The sequence below is a fragment of the Stenotrophomonas sp. Sm6012 genome (assembly GCF_030985895.1).
GTDB lineage: Bacteria > Pseudomonadota > Gammaproteobacteria > Xanthomonadales > Xanthomonadaceae > Stenotrophomonas > Stenotrophomonas forensis.
In genome coordinates this window covers 1-15,850 of sequence record NZ_JAPTFX010000116.1, presented here as the reverse complement: position 1 = coordinate 15,850, position 15,850 = coordinate 1, and the positions used below count along the sequence as shown (strand labels likewise).

The following is a 15,850-nucleotide window of genomic DNA, read 5'->3' as shown; positions in this document are numbered from 1 at the left end:
CGGTCGCGAGACCGTCGGCCCGCAGGGTGCGCAGGTCAAGCACAACGAACAACTGCCCGATGCCTCGCCGCTGAAGGCAGAACTCGGACAGCGCATACTCGCCGCACTGGGTCGCAGCCCGTTGTTCTTCGCTGCCGCACTGCCGCTGAAGATCCTGCCACCCCGCTTCAACCGCTACAGCGGTGGTGGCACCTACGGCTTCCATGTAGATGGCGCGGTGATGAACCTGGCCAACGGCGAGCAGCTGCGCTCGGACATCTCCTGCACCCTGTTCCTGTCCGCGCCCGAGGAGTACGAGGGCGGCGAGCTGATCATCAGTGATACCTACGGCGAGCACGAGGTGAAGCTGCCGGCCGGCGACCTGATCGTGTACCCGTCCAGCAGCCTGCACAAGGTCAATCCGGTCACCCGCGGAGCGCGCGTGGCCTCGTTCTTCTGGGTGCAGAGCATGGTCCGCGACGACGTGCAGCGTCGCCTGCTGTGGGAAATGGACGGCTCGATCGAACGCCTGCGGCAGACCGGCGGCGACGCCGAGGCGGTGCTGCAGCTGACCGGCGTGTACCACAACCTGCTGCGGCGCTGGAGCGAAGTCTGAGCCGCACACGGCCGGGCCCGCGACATCTTGGCAATCATTCTCATTTGCAACCGCTAACCGCTCTCATTACAATCTCGCCCCGTTGATGCCGGCCCCTGCCGGCAGACGTCCGGGGATTCCTGCTTGCTGCGCCCGCTTCGCCCTCGCCCACTCATCCATCGCAAGATGGGCACCGCCATGCGCGGCCAGCGTCCTGCGCTGGCCAGCCTGTTGGCGTGGGTGGCGATGCTGGCGTTGCTGCTGGGCACGTTGCCGCTGCTGCCGCATGCGCCGGCGTCGATGACCGTGCAGGTGCCGCTGGAAGAGCGCGGCGGCGAAGGCCCGCTGCAGGAAGAAGCACCGGCCAAGCTGCGCCGCTGTGCCGCTGCCCCGGTGAAAGCGGCCGAGAAGGCACCGCCGCCGTTGCTGCTGGCCAGCCAGTGGCTGCGCACTGAACTCGAACTCGTTCCCGCCACGCCGGCCATGCCCGGCGTGCGCCCGGACTGGCCACTGGCCGCTCCGGATACGCCCTGGGCCGATGCGCCCGGGCGCCGCCAGCAACGCGGCCAAGCACCGCCGCTCGCCTGATCCTCGGCCCGGGGTGACCGCGTGCGCGGTCGCCTGCGCGCGCCGCTGCCTGCTTCATTCCCGTCTGCTCCATCCCTGCTGCCCCTGACCGGGCCTTCCGTGCCTGCCGCGCCCTGAGCGCGTGGCAGTGCACCACCCTGCATCCTTCGAGGTAACTGCCATGGCCCAGCGCCATCGTGTCCGTTCGTCCCTGTCCCGCCCCCTGCTGACCAGTGCCGTGCTGGTGGCCCTGTCTGCCCCTGCCTTCGCCCACGGTGACGCCTCCGGCGCCCCGCAGACGCTGGACAAGGTGGTGGTCACCGCCTCCGGCTTCGAACAGAAAGTGATCGATGCACCGGCCAGCATCAGCGTGGTCAGCCGCGAGGAACTGAGCAAGCGCCCGTACACCAACCTGGTCGATGCATTGCGCGACGTCGAAGGCATCGACGTCGGCCTGGAAGCGACCGACAAGAACGGCCGCGCCACCATTTCGATGCGCGGCCTGCCTTCCGAGTACACCCTGGTGCTGATCGATGGCCGCCGCCAGAGCAACGTCGGCCAGCTGTACCCGAACAACTTCGGCGGCGGCCAGTTCGCCTACCTGCCGCCGCTGGATGCCATCGAGCGCATCGAAGTGGTGCGCGGCCCGATGTCCACGCTGTACGGCTCGGATGCGATGGGCGGCGTCATCAACATCATCACCCGCCGCAACCAGGACAGCTGGCACGGCGCCATCACCCAGGGCTTCACCGTGCAGCAGGACGACCAGTTCGGCGATGCACGCACCACCGACGTTTACCTCAGCGGCCCGCTGATCAAGGATCGCCTCAGCCTGGCGGTACGTGGCAGCTACTACGACGCCAAGGCATCGAACCCGGAGTGGGAGGCGCTGACCCTGCCCGATGGCACGCTGTGGGAGCGCAGCATCGGCTTCGGTGGCGGTGGCAAGTCGGTGGCCAACACCAACTGGAACACCGGCGTTCGCCTGGACTTCCGTGTCAACGATGACCACGAACTGTGGCTGGACTACGACGTCTCGCGGCAGAAGTACGACAACAGCGAAGGCCAGACCGGCACGCTGGACAGCCTGGCCAGCCTGTGGCGCGTCGGCAATGCGGTCATTCCCAACCCGAACGGCAGCGGCACGGTCACCCGCCGCGTGGTGCAGCCGCGCGTGGGCTACACCGCCTACCAGCGCTACGAGCGCGACCAGCTGTCGCTGACCCACCAGGGCCGTTACAGCTTCGGCACCTGGCAGACCTCGCTGACCCACAGCAAGAGCAGCAACCTGGGCCGCTCGCTGCCGCTGACCCTGGACGAACGCGCCAACCTGCAGACGCTGTGGAATGACGTCTGCCGTCGCACCGGCGCGGCCAACAACTGCGCGGCCGGGCGTGGCAATGCACTGACCGCCCTCAACCCGAGCGAAATGGCACGCCTGCAGGCGTTCCTGCCGCGTCCGCTGCGCACCATGGAACTGGAAGGCTACGTGCTCGACACCATGCTCGACCTCGACTTCGGCGCGCACAAGCTGACCGTCGGCGGCCAGTACAACGACACCGACATGATCGACGGCGTGTTCGGCATGGACGGCGCCGGCTACCGCAGCAACACGAAGCAGAAGCACCGCATGTGGGCGCTGTTCGCCGAGGACAACTGGGCGCTGACCGACACCCTGACCGCCACCTTCGGCCTGCGCTACGACGACCACAACGTGTTCGGCAGCCATGTCAGCCCGCGCGGTTACCTGGTATGGAATGCCAGCGATGCCTGGACCTTCAAGGGTGGCGTCAGCACCGGCTACAAGACCCCGCGTCCGGACCAGCTGTTCCCGGGCATCACCGGGTTTGGTGGCCAAGGCGTGCTGCCGCTGGTGGGCTCGCCCAACCTGAAGCCGGAAACCAGCACCAACTACGAGCTGGCCGCGTACTACGAAGGCCAGCGCTGGGGCTTCAACGTCACCGGCTTCATCAACAAGTTCGAGGACAAGATCGCCAGCGGCGGCACCTTCCCGAACTGCGAAGTGGCGCTGGCCGGCAGCGGCTACTGCGTGGACATCGGCCCGGGCTGGGCGTCACTGGGCTACAGCGCGTTCACCCAGAGCGTGAACATCGACAAGGCCGAAACCCGCGGCGCGGAACTGGCCGGTCACATCGACCTGCTCGACACCCTGCAGCTGCGCGGCAACTACACCTGGACCAAGAGCGAGCAGACCAGTGGCCCGCAGAAGGGGCTGCCGATCACCGGCACCACCCCGGCAAAGCACATGGCCAACGCCAGCCTCAACTGGCAGATCAACGATGCGATCAGCCTGTCGCTGATCGGCGAGGGCCGCTACGACCGCTATCGCGACACGCTGATCGACAGCACCGGCGCCCGCCATGTCCGCTACTACGAGGACTACACGATCTTCCACCTGGGGGGCAGCTGGAAGGCCACGCCATGGCTGACGGTCAACGCGCGGGTCAACAACCTGTTCGACAAGGACTTCGTCTCGCAGTCGTGCCTGCTGCTCAATCCCAGCGAGTTCAGCTGCATGGACGACTACGCGACCAAGGACCAGCGCCGCAGCTACTGGATCTCGCTCAACGCGAAGTTCTGACTTCTGCGGGGCCGGCGCTCCATCCACGCATGGCGTGGATCTACTGGACAGTGGTAGTGCCGGCCGCTGGCCGGCATCGCCTTGGCCCGGTGGGTGCCGACCTCGGTCGGCACCGCTCCCAGGGATACAGAACGACACGCAATTGCGAGCTATTCTCATCAATGATGTAATGAGCAGTCCCCATCCGCCCCGAACCGTGCCGTGAGCCGTCCTGCTTCTTCCACCGTGCAGCAGCAACAGAGCCGTGGCTTCTGGCTGCGCACGCTGCACCAGTGGCACTGGATCAGCTCGGCGGTGTGCCTGATCGGCATGCTTCTGTTCGCGGTGACCGGGCTGACCCTCAACCACGCGGCGAAGATCGAGGCCAAGCCCCAGGTGCAGAACCAGCACCTGGAACTGCCGGTCGAGCTGCTGGGCCAGCTGGGCACGCGCGAGGACGGCAACGCGCCGATTCCACGCCCGGCCCGGCAATGGCTGGACGCCCAGCTGGGCATCGCCATTGGCGGACGCCCGGCCGAGTGGTCGGCCGAGGAGATCTACCTGTCGTTGCCCCGCCCCGGCGGCGATGCCTGGCTGAGCATCGATCGCGAAACCGGCGCGGTGGAGTACGAATCAACCTCGCGCGGTGCGGTGTCCTACCTCAACGACCTGCACAAGGGCCGCAATGCCGGCCCGGCGTGGGGCTGGTTCCTGGACCTGTTCGCCGTGGCCTGCCTGGTGTTCTGCATCACCGGCCTGTTCCTGCTGCACCTGCATGCGCGGCAGCGGCGCATGACTTGGCCGCTGGTCGGCCTGGGCCTGATGATCCCGCTGCTGATCGCCCTGCTGCTGATCCACTGACTTTTCCCTCGTTCCCGGAGCCGCTCCATGCGCGTCACCCTGACCATCGCCCTCAGCGGCCTGCTGGCCACCTCGCCGGCCTACGCTGCCACCCTCGACATCAACGTCGAAGTGCCCAAGCTCAACGTGGCCGAATACCACCGCCCGTATGTGGCGGTGTGGCTGGAAGGCGCCGACCAGAAGGTCGCGGCCAACCTCTCTGTCTGGTACCAGCAGACCAGCAACAGCGAAGGCCATGGCACCAAGTGGCTGCCCGACCTGCGCCAGTGGTGGCGCAAGAGCGGCCGCACCCTGCAGGTGCCGGTGGACGGCGTGACCGGCCCGACCCGCCCGGCCGGCAAGCACGCGCTGTCGTTCACCGACAAGCAGCCGGCGCTGAAGCAGCTCGCCCCGGGCAACTACACCCTGGTGGTCGAAGCGGTGCGTGAAGTCGGCGGTCGTGAACTGCTGAAGATCCCCTTCACCTGGCCGGCCACCGCCGCGCAGAACGGCAAGGCGCAGGGCGCCACCGAACTGGGCCAGGTCACCCTCGCCGTCAAACCCTGAAAAGGGGACGGGGGGAATAAGTCGTAATCCCCTCGCCCTTGTCGCACCACCCCGCATCCACTGGAGTCTTCCGCATGAAGCGCACGCTCGTCCTCGCCGCCGCCCTGGCCGCTGCCCTTCCCTTCTCCGCCCTGGCCCACAAGGCCTGGCTGCTGCCCTCGCAGACCGTGATCGCCGGCAACGCGCCCTGGATCACCGTCGACGGTGCGGTCTCCAACGACCTGTTCTACTTCAACCACGTGCCGCTGCGCCTGGAATCGCTGGTGATCACCGCCCCGGATGGCAGCACCGTGCAACCGCAGAACGCCTCCACCGGCAAGTACCGCAGCGTGTTCGACATCGAACTGAAGCAGCCGGGCACCTACCGCATCGCCTCGGTCAATGACGGCCTGTTCGCCACCTACGAGCAGAACGGCGAGCGCAAGCGCTGGCGCGGCAGCGTGGCCACCTTCGGCGAACTGCCGAAGGACGCGAAGAAGCTGGAAGTGAGCCAGTCGATCGGCCGCGTGGAAACCTTCGTCACCAACGGCGCGCCGAACGACACCGCGCTGAAGCCGACCAACCGTGGCATCGAGCTGGTTGCCGTCGGCCACCCGAACGACCTGTTCGCCGGTGAGGAAGCCACCTTCCGCGTGCTGGTCGATGGCCAGCCGACCGCCGGCCTGGAGTTCGAGATCGTGCGCGGTGCCACCCGCTACCGCAATGCGCAGGACGAGCTGAAGCTGACCAGCGACGCCAAGGGCGAGATCAAGGTGACCTGGCCGGAAGCCGGCATGTACTGGCTGGAAACCGGCACCGAAGACAAGAAGACCTCGGTAAAGCAGGCCGCCAAGCGCCGCCTGAGCTACGTCGCCACGCTGGAAGTGCTGCCGCAGTAATGATGCAGATCGCGATGCCGGGCCAGCCCCGGCATCGCGCCTGCGCACCACCATGACCGATACCCCGCTCGATATCGCCCGCCTCGGTGGCACCACCATGGGCACCACCTGGAGCGTGTCGCTGGTCGCGTCGCGCCAGCGCGACCTGCACCCGCTGCATGCTGGCATCCAGGCGCGGCTGGACGAGGTGGTCGCACAGATGAGCACCTGGGAATCCGGTTCGGACCTCAGCTGCTACAACCGCGCCGAGGCCGGCCAGTGGTGCACGCTGCCGGCCGAGACGCGCCAGGTGCTGGCCTGCGCACAGGCCATCGCGGCTGCCAGTGACGGCGCCTTCGACCCCACCCTTGGCCCGTTGGTTGCACTGTGGGGTTTCGGTGCGCATGCCGGTGAACGCCGACAACCCGATGCCGCCACCCTGCAGGCCACGCGCGCACGCTGTGGTTGGCAGCGCCTGCAGTGGCAGGACGATGCGCTGCTGCAGCCGGGTGGGCTGGAACTGGATCTCTCTGCGATCGCCAAGGGCTTCGGCGTCGATCACGTTGCCGCCTGGCTGCGCGCGCAAGGCATCGCGGCGGCGCTGATCGAAGTCGGCGGCGAGCTGGCCGGCTATGGCCGCAAGCCCGACGGCCAGCCATGGCGCGTGCTGGTGGAATCGGCGCCGGAAGAAGATGCGCACACCGGGACCCCGCCACGAATACTCGCGCTGAACGGGCTTGCGGTGGCCACTTCGGGTGATCGCTGGCACCAGTACCAGGCCGATGGCCAAGCCTACAGCCACAGCCTCGACCCGCGTACCGGCATGCCGGTATGCCAGGTTGCAGCGGCGGTGACCGTGGTCGCCGACGACGCGATGCATGCCGATGCCTGGGCCACTGCGCTGACCGTGCTCGGTCGCGAGCGCGGCATGGCACTGGCCGAACGCGAAGGGCTGGCCGCACGCTACCTGCAACGCACAGCAGAAGGCCCCCGCGAATTCCTCAGCAGCGCCTTCCAGCGCCTGCTCGACGAGCAGGATGCATGAGCGCACGTCCGTCGCGCGCGTGGCTCGGCAACGCTCTGGTCCTGCTTCTGCTGGCGCTGGTCGGGTGGGCGCTGCTGCGCCTGCACCTGGGCGAGGCCTGGTGGCAGGGTGCGCCCCCGATACGGCAATCGCAGGCCGCGCTGATCGCTACGGCGCTGTATGCGCTGGCCTGTGCCGCGTTGTGGTGGCGTGGCCGCCCGCGTGACGACGCCCCATCGGGCGATACCGCGCCGATCCTGCTGGTCTGGGCCAGCCAGACCGGTTTCGCCCGCGAACTGGCCGAACGCAGTGCCGAGGCCCTGCGTAGTGGCGGCGTGCCGGTGCGTGTGCGCGGACTGCATGAGGTGGACGCCGCACTGCTGACGGCCAGCCAGCGCGCGTTGTTCATCGCCAGCACCACCGGTGAGGGCGACCCGCCCGACCATGCGTTGCCGTTCCTGCGCGGGGTAATGACCACGCCACCGCCGATGCAGCACCTGCACTACGGCGTGCTCGCGTTGGGCGATCGCAGCTATGGCCACTTCTGTGGATTCGGCCATCAACTGGACCAGTGGCTGCGCCAGCACGGTGCGCATCCGCTGTTCGATGCGATCGAAGTCGACAACGCCGATCCGGCGGCGCTGCGTCATTGGCAGCAACTGCTCGGGCAGCTCGGTGGAGGCGCCACTGAACTGCCTGACTGGAGCCCGGCCGAGTACCAGCCGTGGGCGCTGCTGCAGCGCGAGCATCTGAATCCGGGCAGCCCCGGTGGTCCGGTGTACTGGCTGCGCCTGCAGCCACCCGCTGGCGTCGCTGTGCAGTGGCAGGCCGGCGACATCGCCGAGATCGGTCCGCAGCACGCTCGCCACAGCGCGCGCGCCTGGCTGGGTGCACAGGGCTTCAATGCGGACACCGTGCTGGATGACGGTCAGACCCTGCTCGCCCGCGTCGAACGCTCGCACCTGCCCTCGCTGGTCCCTGCCGGGGATCTGCCTGCGTTGCTGGCCACCCTGCAGCCACTGCCACATCGCGAGTACTCGATCGCCTCGGTCATGTCCGATGGCGCGGTGGAACTATTGCTGCGTCGCCAGCTGCGCGCCGATGGCACACCAGGCATCGGCAGCGGCTGGCTGTGCGACCACGCGGCCATCGGCGAACCGGTGCAGCTGCGTCTGCGCCGGAACGACAATTTCCATGGTGTCGCCGCCGATGTGCCGCTGCTGCTGATCGGCAACGGCACCGGCATCGCCGGCCTGCGCGCGCATCTTCACGAACGCGCGCGCAGCGGCGCACGTCGCACCTGGCTGCTGTTCGGCGAGCGCAGCGCCGCGCACGACTTCCACTTCAGGGAAGAGCTGCATGCGATGCAGGCCGATGGCACGCTGGCGCGGCTGGATACGGTGTTCAGCCGTGACGGCGGCACGCACCGTTATGTACAGGATCGGCTGCTGGCCGAAGCGGCAACACTGCGGCAGTGGATCAACGAAGGCGCGACGATCCTGGTCTGCGGCAGCCTGCAGGGCATGGCACCGGCAGTGGATGCGGTGATCGAGCAGGTGCTGGGTGTTGCCGGCAAGGAAGCGCTGCTGCTGGCCGGCCGCTACCGGCGCGACGTGTATTGAGGCCGCCGCATCCTGGTGGGTGCGAACCGCCTTCTGGTGGGTGCGAACCGCCTCCTGGTGGGTGCGAACCTTGGTTCGCACGGTGACGCAGTATCGGCGGCCGCGTCCACGCATGGCGTGGCTCTACCCGGTCATTCCATCATCGCCGGACTCACCCGTATCGCCAGCAGTTCGCCACCGCCCTGCAGCGCATGCCGCTGGCGCTCTCCGGCCGACAACCACGCCGTATCTCCGGCCTGCAACGGCGGCAAGCCACTGTCGGCACCAAACTCCGCCTGACCGGCCAACAGGTGCAGCGCCCAGGCCACGCCCGGTTCGCAGAAGAAGAACATCGACCCCACCAGCGGCCGGTGCAACAGCTCGGCCTGCAGCAGGTCGCGCTTCCACATCAGGTTGAAGTCGTGGGTGGTGCCATCGACCAGTTCGCCATGCAGCGCTTCCTCACCGGCAAACCGCACGCGGCCATGCGGTGGCAGCACTTCGGCCACGCGGCCATCTTCGAAACGCAGGCGCACGCCATGGCCCTGCAGCAACACCAGTTCGCGCTCCACACCGGGGAAGGCAGAGAACGCCGCATCCTGTTCGATCTCGGCCACCGACAGGCGCAATGCCCAGTCATCGCCTTGTGCCGGCAGGCGCAGGATCTCGCGGGTCCAGCCAAGTCCATTCCGCCAGCGTTCGCGGCGATAGTCCAGGCTGGAAATCACCTGGCTCGGAGTGTGCAGCAGGGAGTCGATGTTCATCGGCGCATTGCATCACGCCGCGCGCCGTCGTGCATCACCGCGTGGCGAGCGTGCCCTGGCCACCACACTCGCCGCCCAGCAGCTGCGAATGCTTCAGCCAGTCCTGGTCGGGGTAGTAGGCGAACACCATCGTGCCCCCACGCAACGCATCGATCAGCGGCCTGGCCACCGACAGGCGCACCGCCGGGCAGCCCAGGCTGCGGCCAAGCCGCCCCTGCAGCTGCGCGGTGGCCGGATTCACGTAGGGCGCACCGTGGATGACGATCGCGCGTTCGCGCGCACGGTCGTTGAAGCCCGGTTCCAACCCGGCCAGGCGCAGCGAGTAGCCGTTGCCGCCCATGTAGGTCTCCTGCGCGGTGAACGCGCCGAGGCTGGACATGAAACTGCCATCGCGGTTGGAGAAATGCTCGGTACGGTTGTCGCCGCTGTTGCGTCCGTGCGCCACCCATTCCTCGAACAGCAGGCGCTGGTGAGCGAGGTCGAACACCCACAGGCGCGGCTCGGTGGACGGCCGCGAGTAGTCGATCACGCTGAGGCGATCACCATTGATGCCCAGCTCGGGCCGCTGCAACGCACAGCGCATTGCGTGCGCCGCCAGCTGCAACACGTGGCGGTCGGCCTTGGGCGCACTGCGCGACAGCAAGGCGGCCAGGTCATCGGCACTGGTGGCAAGGGCGGGCGTCTGTGCCAGCGCCGGGGCGCTGGCGGAGGTCGCCAGCAGGCCGAACGCGGCCAGCCGGCACAGGCGGGATGCAGTCATGGGCACAACGGGGAGGCTCAATTACCCTTCAGGGTGGACCCTAGCGGCTCGGATTCCAAGACCGGCTGCATTCCCGATTCAGCCGGGCTTGGGCGGACCGCCGGCAGCGAGGTAACCAGCAGGGTCGTGCCCGGCACCAGCACCTGGTACAGCTGGCGGGCGAAATCGGCCGGCAGCGCCATCGGCAGCGAGGGCGTGGCCAGCAGGTCCGGGGTGGCCTGGGCGCGGTCCTGGCCCAGCAGCGGGTAGGCCGTCCACTGGTGCAGGCGCTGGTTCACATCCAGCGGGCTGGGGGTATCGCTGTAGCCCTGCCCCATCACGAACAGGGTGGTGCCCTGGAACGCCGGCAGGGCGTCGGCCTTCAACGGCGACTCGCCGATCATCACGCCATCGCGCAGCACGTACAGGCGCTGGTCGTGCAGGCTGACCAGGATGCCGACCTGGCCGGCCGGGGCCGCGCTGTCGTTCCACCAGGCCTGTGCGGCACTGCCGCCCTCGGTTTCCGGCAGCGCCTGCCCGCGCGCATTCACCGGCGCCAGCACCGAGGGATAGGCCAGGGTCATCGGCGAGCTCTTGGCATCGGCCACGACCACGGTATCGCCGCGCTGGGTTTCGCTGAACAGCTTCTGCGCAAAGGCCTGCGGCAGGCGCACGCAGCCGTGCGAGGCCGGGTGGCCAGGCAGGCTGCCGCCATGCAGGGCGATGCCATCCCAGGTCAGCCGCTGCATGTACGGCATCGGCGCGCTGTTGTAGAGGTTGGACCTGTGGTCCTTGTCTTTCTGCAGGATGGTGAACACACCGGTCGGCGTCTCGTGCCCGGCCTTGCCCGAACTGATCGTGGTCAGGCCGATGGCGATGCCGTTGCGGTACACGTAGGCCCTCTGCTCATCCAGGCTGACCACCAGCACGATCGGGCCGGTCGGCGAGATTTCCGGATGCCACAGGAACTCGCCCGGCTTGAGGTCGGTCGGCCCGCGCACGTCCGTGGTGCTGGAGGCAGCAGCGGTCGTTTTGGCAGCCGTCGTCGGCGCAGCGGCGTGGGCCAGCAGCGGCAGGGCCAGCGCAAGGGCGAGCATCAGGGTCGTGGGGCGGCGCGGAAGCATCCAGCGGTGTCCTTTCCATGCGAAGCCGCCACCGTACACCATCGGCCCGTGGTGGCCGCGGCAAAACCAGGCGCCGGAAATGAAACTGCCCGGCGACACAGCCATGTGTCGTACCGGGCAATCGTTACGTCCTTGTCGGCCTGCTGCCGCCCCCTCGCATCCTGCGCTGTGGGGGTAGCGTTGCGTCCTGCACGCGGCCGCGTCTGTCCTGCTTGTATCTCAGCCCCTTCCACAGGTCTGTGATGCCACCATCCTGGTGATTGGTGCCGCGTCCTGCGGCGGTCGGTGGTCACGGCCATCCTGTCCGTGTCCGGTGAACCGGCCTCCTGCCGGTTCCGACGATTCCTGCTGTCAGCGCCTGGGTACGGTCCGCACCGGTACCGATCCGGGTACCGGATCCGCTGGCAACAGCCTGTTGCCTACGGTGATCCGCTGTCGATTCCGTTCGACGATTGCTTTCCCTATCCCCTTCACCTGCGTCAGGTCCTCGACGCGGTGAAACGGGCCGTGTCTGCGCCGGTGCTCGACGATCGCCTCGGCCTTGGTGGCTCCGACCATCGTCAATCCCTGCTGCAGCGCCTGTGCATCGGCACGGTTGATATCGATCAGTTCGGCGGCATGTGCCCCCGCGATCCCCATCATCAGCACCAGTGCCCTCAACACGACAAACCAAGGCACGACGTGTATCTCCTTGTGGTTCTGGCTGCCCCGACCGGCATTCCCGTCGGTCGAAACAGTGTCCGTCACCACATGTGCACAGCCTATCGGTTTCCCGCATTTCCGTAAGCCAGCCAAATACCCGACGTGATGTAGGAAAAACCCTACCCCGGCACAGGCGTAGAATGCGCGGATCAGCCCATGCAACCGGAGTTTCAGATGGACAGCGCCAAGCTCGGCCAATTCGTCAATGACAAGTGGGACAGCGAGATCGTCCCGCAATTGGTCGACTACATCCGCATTCCCAACAAGTCGCCGATGTTCGACGCCAATTGGGTGCAGAACGGCTACATGGAACAGGCGGTCACCCTGATGGAGAACTGGGCCAAGGCCCAGCAGCTGCCCGGCCTGAAGGTTGAAGTGGTTCGCCTGGAAGGCCGTACCCCGCTGATCTTCCTGGAAATTCCGGCCACCGGCGCCGAAACCGGCGACGACACCATTCTGCTCTACGGCCATCTGGACAAGCAGCCGGAAATGACCGGGTGGGACGACGACCTCGGCCCGTGGACCCCGGTCCTGCGCGGCGACAAGCTGTACGGCCGTGGCGGCGCCGACGACGGCTACGCCATCTTCGGCTCGCTGGCCGCGGTGCTGGCGCTGCAGGCCCAGGGCCTGCCGCACGCCCGCTGCGTGGTGCTGATCGAAGCCTGTGAAGAGTCCGGCAGCTACGACCTGCCGGCGTACGTCGACCACCTGGCCGACCGCATCGGCAAGCCGTCGCTGGTGGTCTGCCTGGATTCGGGCTGCGCCAACTACGACCAGCTGTGGTGCACCACCTCGCTGCGCGGCCTGACCGGCGGCAACTTCACCGTGAAGGTGCTCAACGAGGGCGTGCATTCCGGCGATGCCTCCGGCGTGATCCCGTCCAGCTTCCGCCTGCTGCGCCAGCTGCTGTCGCGCATCGAGGACCAGGACACCGGCCGCATCCTGATCGACGGCATGAACGTGGAGATCCCGGCCGAGCGCCAGGCCCAGGCCAAGCGCGCCGCCGAAGTGGTCGATACCGAGATCTTCGAGAAGTTCCCGATGGTCGACGGCCTGCGCCCGATGAACGAGGACCTGACCGAGCTGGTGCTCAACCGCACCTGGCGCCCGGCCCTGTCGGTCACCGGCGTGGGCGGCATGCCGGCGCTGGAATCGGCCGGCAACGTGCTGCGCCCGCAGACCTCGGTGAAGCTGTCGCTGCGCCTGCCGCCGACCGCTGATGGCAAGACCTGCGGCGAACTACTGAAGGAAGCGCTGCTGCGCGATCCGCCGAACGGCGCCCACGTCACCCTGGACCTGGAGAAGGCCTCCACCGGCTGGAACGCTCCGGCCATGGCACCGTGGCTGACCCAGGCCATCGACGACGCCAGCCAGGCCTTCTTCGGCAAGCCGGCGATGTACATGGGCGAAGGCGGCTCGATCCCGTTCATGGGCATGCTGGGCGAGAAGTTCCCGGGCGCCCAGTTCATGATCACCGGCGTGCTCGGCCCGCACTCCAACGCGCATGGCCCGAACGAGTTCCTGCACATCCCGATGGGCAAGAAGGTCACCGCCTGCGTGTCCAAGGTGATCAGCGAGCACTACGCCGCCAGCCTGCGCGGTGAGACCAGCGGTTCGCCGGTGGCCGCCGACAGCGGCACCCGCCACGGCGACCACGGCTGCTGCTGATCCAGCACCCGTGACGGACGCAGCCTGGCCTTGCTAGGCTGCGTCCACCCCTAGCGGAACGCATGCACATGAATGGTCTGTTCGGCAGCAGCAGCTGGCTCTACATCATCCTGGTCGGCTTCCTGGTCGGCCTGCTGGGGCGCTTCTTCATGCCCGGCAACAACCGCATGGGCTGCCTGCTGACCATCGTGCTGGGCATTCTCGGCGCGCTGCTGGCCGGCTGGTTCGGCCAGTACATGGGCTGGTACGCCCCCGGTGAACCGGCCGGTTTCCTCGGTGCCGTGCTCGGCGCGATCGTCGTGCTGGCGATCCTGCGCCTGTTCAGCGGTCGTCGCTGACGCTGATTCCCCCTTCCCTTCTGTTCCCGACGTTGGCGCGCCCGGCGCGCCCGGATATGCCTGCATGACCGAACCCGCCTCCGATCCCCAGCGCAGCGCGCAGCGCCTGCAGTGGGCCCGTATCCAGCTGGATGATGCCAACGCCGTGGTCGAACGCGCCTCGGTCGATGCCGGCATGCGCAGCTATTGGCGCACCACCAGCGCGCGCGGCAGCCACATCGTGATGGACGCACCGCCGGGGCTGGAAGATCCGCGGGCATGGCTGCGCATGCGCGGCCTGCTGCACGACCACGGCCTGCGCGTGCCTGCACTGCTGGCGCAGGACCTGGACTCTGGTTTCCTGCTGCTGGAAGACCTTGGCGGCCCGACCCTGGCGAAGATCCTCGACGAGCGCAATGCCGATGAGTGGTTCGGCCGCTCCATCGAACAGCTGCTGCGCCTGCAGGCGATCCCGGTGCCGGCCGACTTCGGCCAGTTCGGCGAAGCGCTGCTGCAGCGCGATGCCGGCCTGTTCGACGAATGGTTCCTGCAGCGCCACCTGCACCTGGAACTGGACTGCGGTGAGATCGAAGGCCTGCAGCTGGTGCACCGCCGGCTGATGGACAACGCGCTCGGCCAGGCCCAGCTGATGACTCACCGTGACTACATGCCACGCAACCTGATGCCGGTCGACAACGGCCCGGCCGTGCTGGATTTCCAGGACCTGGTGCGCGGCCCGATCGCCTACGACACGGTGAGCCTGTTCAAGGATGCGTTCCTGAGCTGGCCGCTGCAGCGCGTGGATGAATGGCTGGCGCAGTACCACGCGCGCGCACGCACTGCCGGCCTGCCGGTGCCCGACCGCGCCACCTTCCTGCGCGATGCCGACTGGATGGGCATCCAGCGCCACGTGAAGATCCTCGGCCTGTTCTGCCGCCTGCGCTATCGCGACAACAAGGGCCACTACCTGGACGACGCGCCGCGCTTCATCGGCTACCTGGATGAAGTGCTGCCACGCTACCGCGAGCTGGCGCCGCTGCAGCAGCTGCTGGAAGACCGCATCAAGCCGGCGCTGGCCGAGCTGGCCGCACCGATGCGCGTGGCCCGATGAAGGCGCTGATCTTTGCCGCTGGCCTTGGCGAGCGCATGCGTCCGCTGACCCTGCATACGCCCAAGCCACTGCTGGACGTGGCCGGCAAGCCGCTGATCGTCTGGCATCTTGAGCGCCTGGCCGCACTCGGGGTGCGCGAGGTGGTGGTCAACACTTCATGGCTGGCCGAGCAGTTTCCGGCAGCACTGGGTGATGGCAGCCAGTGGGGCCTGCACCTGCATTTCATGTACGAAGGACAGACCCCGCTGGAAACCGGCGGCGGCATCCTCAACGCACTGCCGGTCTTGGGTGATGCGCCGTTCCTGGTGGTGAACGGCGATATCTGGACCGATTTCGATTTCGCCACGCTGCCCCGCGAGCCGCAGGGCCAGGCGCATCTGGTGCTGGTCGACAATCCTGTGCAGCACCCGCACGGTGACTATCGGCTGGACGCGCAGGGCGTGTTGCATCACGACCGCGAAGGCCCGTGCCTGACCTATGCCGGTATCGGTGTATACCGCCCTTCGATCGTGGCCGATTGGCGCGCGGTGATCGGGGATGCCCCGGGCAGCGAGCGGCGGCCGCCGAAGTTCTCGGTGGTGCCGCTGCAGAAGCATTTCATGGCGCAGGGGTTGATGACCGGGCAGCACCATCGTGGGCGCTGGACCGATGTCGGGACGGTGGATCGGCTGCGCGCGCTGGATGTTGAGTTGGCAGCGAGCGGCTGAGCCCCTCGTGGCTGGTCGCGTAGAGCGGATCGCGTGCTTGGCCGGGCGGGTGGGCCATGCAGGGGACGCTGCAAGTACGTCCCTGTAAGCTCGATGGCGCCATCCAT

General features: G+C 67.7%; 16 protein-coding genes. 12 read left to right on the top strand and 4 right to left on the bottom strand.

Annotated features, from left to right (window positions below; all coding sequences use genetic code 11):
• The 8 genes from O0J73_RS17000 to O0J73_RS16965 form a co-directional block, all read left to right on the top strand.
• Window positions 1-595: Fe2+-dependent dioxygenase (locus tag O0J73_RS17000; RefSeq protein ID WP_308309202.1), on the top strand; the 595-nt coding region annotated here is incomplete at its 5' end.
• A 165-nt stretch (window positions 596-760) separates the two neighbouring features.
• Window positions 761-1,162 (top strand): hypothetical protein, encoded by a 402-nt coding sequence (locus O0J73_RS16995; RefSeq protein WP_308309200.1) that lies wholly within the window; start codon window positions 761-763, stop codon window positions 1,160-1,162.
• Window positions 1,163-1,322: 160 nt separating this feature from the next.
• Entirely contained in the window at window positions 1,323-3,743 is a 2,421-nt protein-coding gene (locus tag O0J73_RS16990; RefSeq protein ID WP_308309199.1) for a TonB-dependent receptor, read from the top strand.
• Window positions 3,744-3,944: 201 nt separating this feature from the next.
• Window positions 3,945-4,583, top strand: a complete 639-nt coding sequence (locus O0J73_RS16985) for a PepSY-associated TM helix domain-containing protein (protein ID WP_308309198.1) — start codon at window positions 3,945-3,947, stop codon at window positions 4,581-4,583.
• A gap of 27 nt (window positions 4,584-4,610) precedes the next feature.
• Entirely contained in the window at window positions 4,611-5,129 is a 519-nt protein-coding gene (locus tag O0J73_RS16980; RefSeq protein ID WP_006423068.1) for a DUF2271 domain-containing protein, read from the top strand.
• 74 nt (window positions 5,130-5,203) lie between these two features.
• Window positions 5,204-6,007 (top strand): DUF4198 domain-containing protein, encoded by an 804-nt coding sequence (locus tag O0J73_RS16975; protein WP_006423067.1) that lies wholly within the window; start codon window positions 5,204-5,206, stop codon window positions 6,005-6,007.
• A gap of 52 nt (window positions 6,008-6,059) precedes the next feature.
• Window positions 6,060-7,031, top strand: coding sequence for an FAD:protein FMN transferase (locus O0J73_RS16970; protein ID WP_308309197.1), 972 nt, complete (start codon window positions 6,060-6,062; stop codon window positions 7,029-7,031).
• Window positions 7,028-8,632, top strand: a complete 1,605-nt coding sequence (locus O0J73_RS16965) for a sulfite reductase subunit alpha (protein WP_308309196.1) — start codon at window positions 7,028-7,030, stop codon at window positions 8,630-8,632. The genes O0J73_RS16970 and O0J73_RS16965 overlap by 4 nt, the downstream gene beginning before the upstream one ends.
• Window positions 8,633-8,763: 131 nt before the next feature.
• Here O0J73_RS16965 and O0J73_RS16960 read toward each other — a convergent pair whose 3' ends face one another.
• From O0J73_RS16960 to O0J73_RS16945, 4 genes are all read right to left on the bottom strand, one after another.
• Window positions 8,764-9,375: a HutD family protein gene (locus O0J73_RS16960; RefSeq protein ID WP_006423049.1), complete on the bottom strand. Its 612-nt coding sequence runs from the start codon at window positions 9,373-9,375 to the stop codon at window positions 8,764-8,766.
• Window positions 9,376-9,409: 34 nt separating this feature from the next.
• Window positions 9,410-10,135, bottom strand: a complete 726-nt coding sequence (locus O0J73_RS16955) for a murein L,D-transpeptidase catalytic domain family protein (protein WP_049457007.1) — start codon at window positions 10,133-10,135, stop codon at window positions 9,410-9,412.
• Between the two features lie 17 nt (window positions 10,136-10,152).
• Entirely contained in the window at window positions 10,153-11,238 is a 1,086-nt protein-coding gene (locus tag O0J73_RS16950; RefSeq protein WP_308309195.1) for a L,D-transpeptidase, read from the bottom strand.
• A gap of 351 nt (window positions 11,239-11,589) precedes the next feature.
• Window positions 11,590-11,880, bottom strand: a complete 291-nt coding sequence (locus tag O0J73_RS16945; RefSeq protein WP_272577226.1) for a helix-hairpin-helix domain-containing protein — start codon at window positions 11,878-11,880, stop codon at window positions 11,590-11,592.
• 234 nt (window positions 11,881-12,114) lie between these two features.
• On the opposite strand from O0J73_RS16945, the gene O0J73_RS16940 reads away from it, so the two are divergent.
• The 4 genes from O0J73_RS16940 (at window position 12,115) to murU (ending at window position 15,743) form a co-directional block, all read left to right on the top strand.
• Window positions 12,115-13,608 (top strand): M20 family metallopeptidase, encoded by a 1,494-nt coding sequence (locus tag O0J73_RS16940; RefSeq protein ID WP_014036261.1) that lies wholly within the window; start codon window positions 12,115-12,117, stop codon window positions 13,606-13,608.
• 68 nt (window positions 13,609-13,676) lie between these two features.
• Window positions 13,677-13,946: a GlsB/YeaQ/YmgE family stress response membrane protein gene (locus O0J73_RS16935; RefSeq protein ID WP_164085610.1), complete on the top strand. Its 270-nt coding sequence runs from the start codon at window positions 13,677-13,679 to the stop codon at window positions 13,944-13,946.
• Window positions 13,947-14,010: 64 nt separating this feature from the next.
• A complete protein-coding gene (locus tag O0J73_RS16930; protein ID WP_308309194.1) occupies window positions 14,011-15,036 on the top strand; it encodes a phosphotransferase in 1,026 nt (341 codons plus the stop codon).
• Window positions 15,033-15,743 (top strand): N-acetylmuramate alpha-1-phosphate uridylyltransferase MurU, encoded by a 711-nt coding sequence (murU, locus tag O0J73_RS16925; protein ID WP_308309193.1) that lies wholly within the window; start codon window positions 15,033-15,035, stop codon window positions 15,741-15,743. Before O0J73_RS16930 ends, murU begins: the two co-directional genes overlap by 4 nt.
• The last annotated feature ends 107 nt before the right edge of the window (window positions 15,744-15,850 follow it).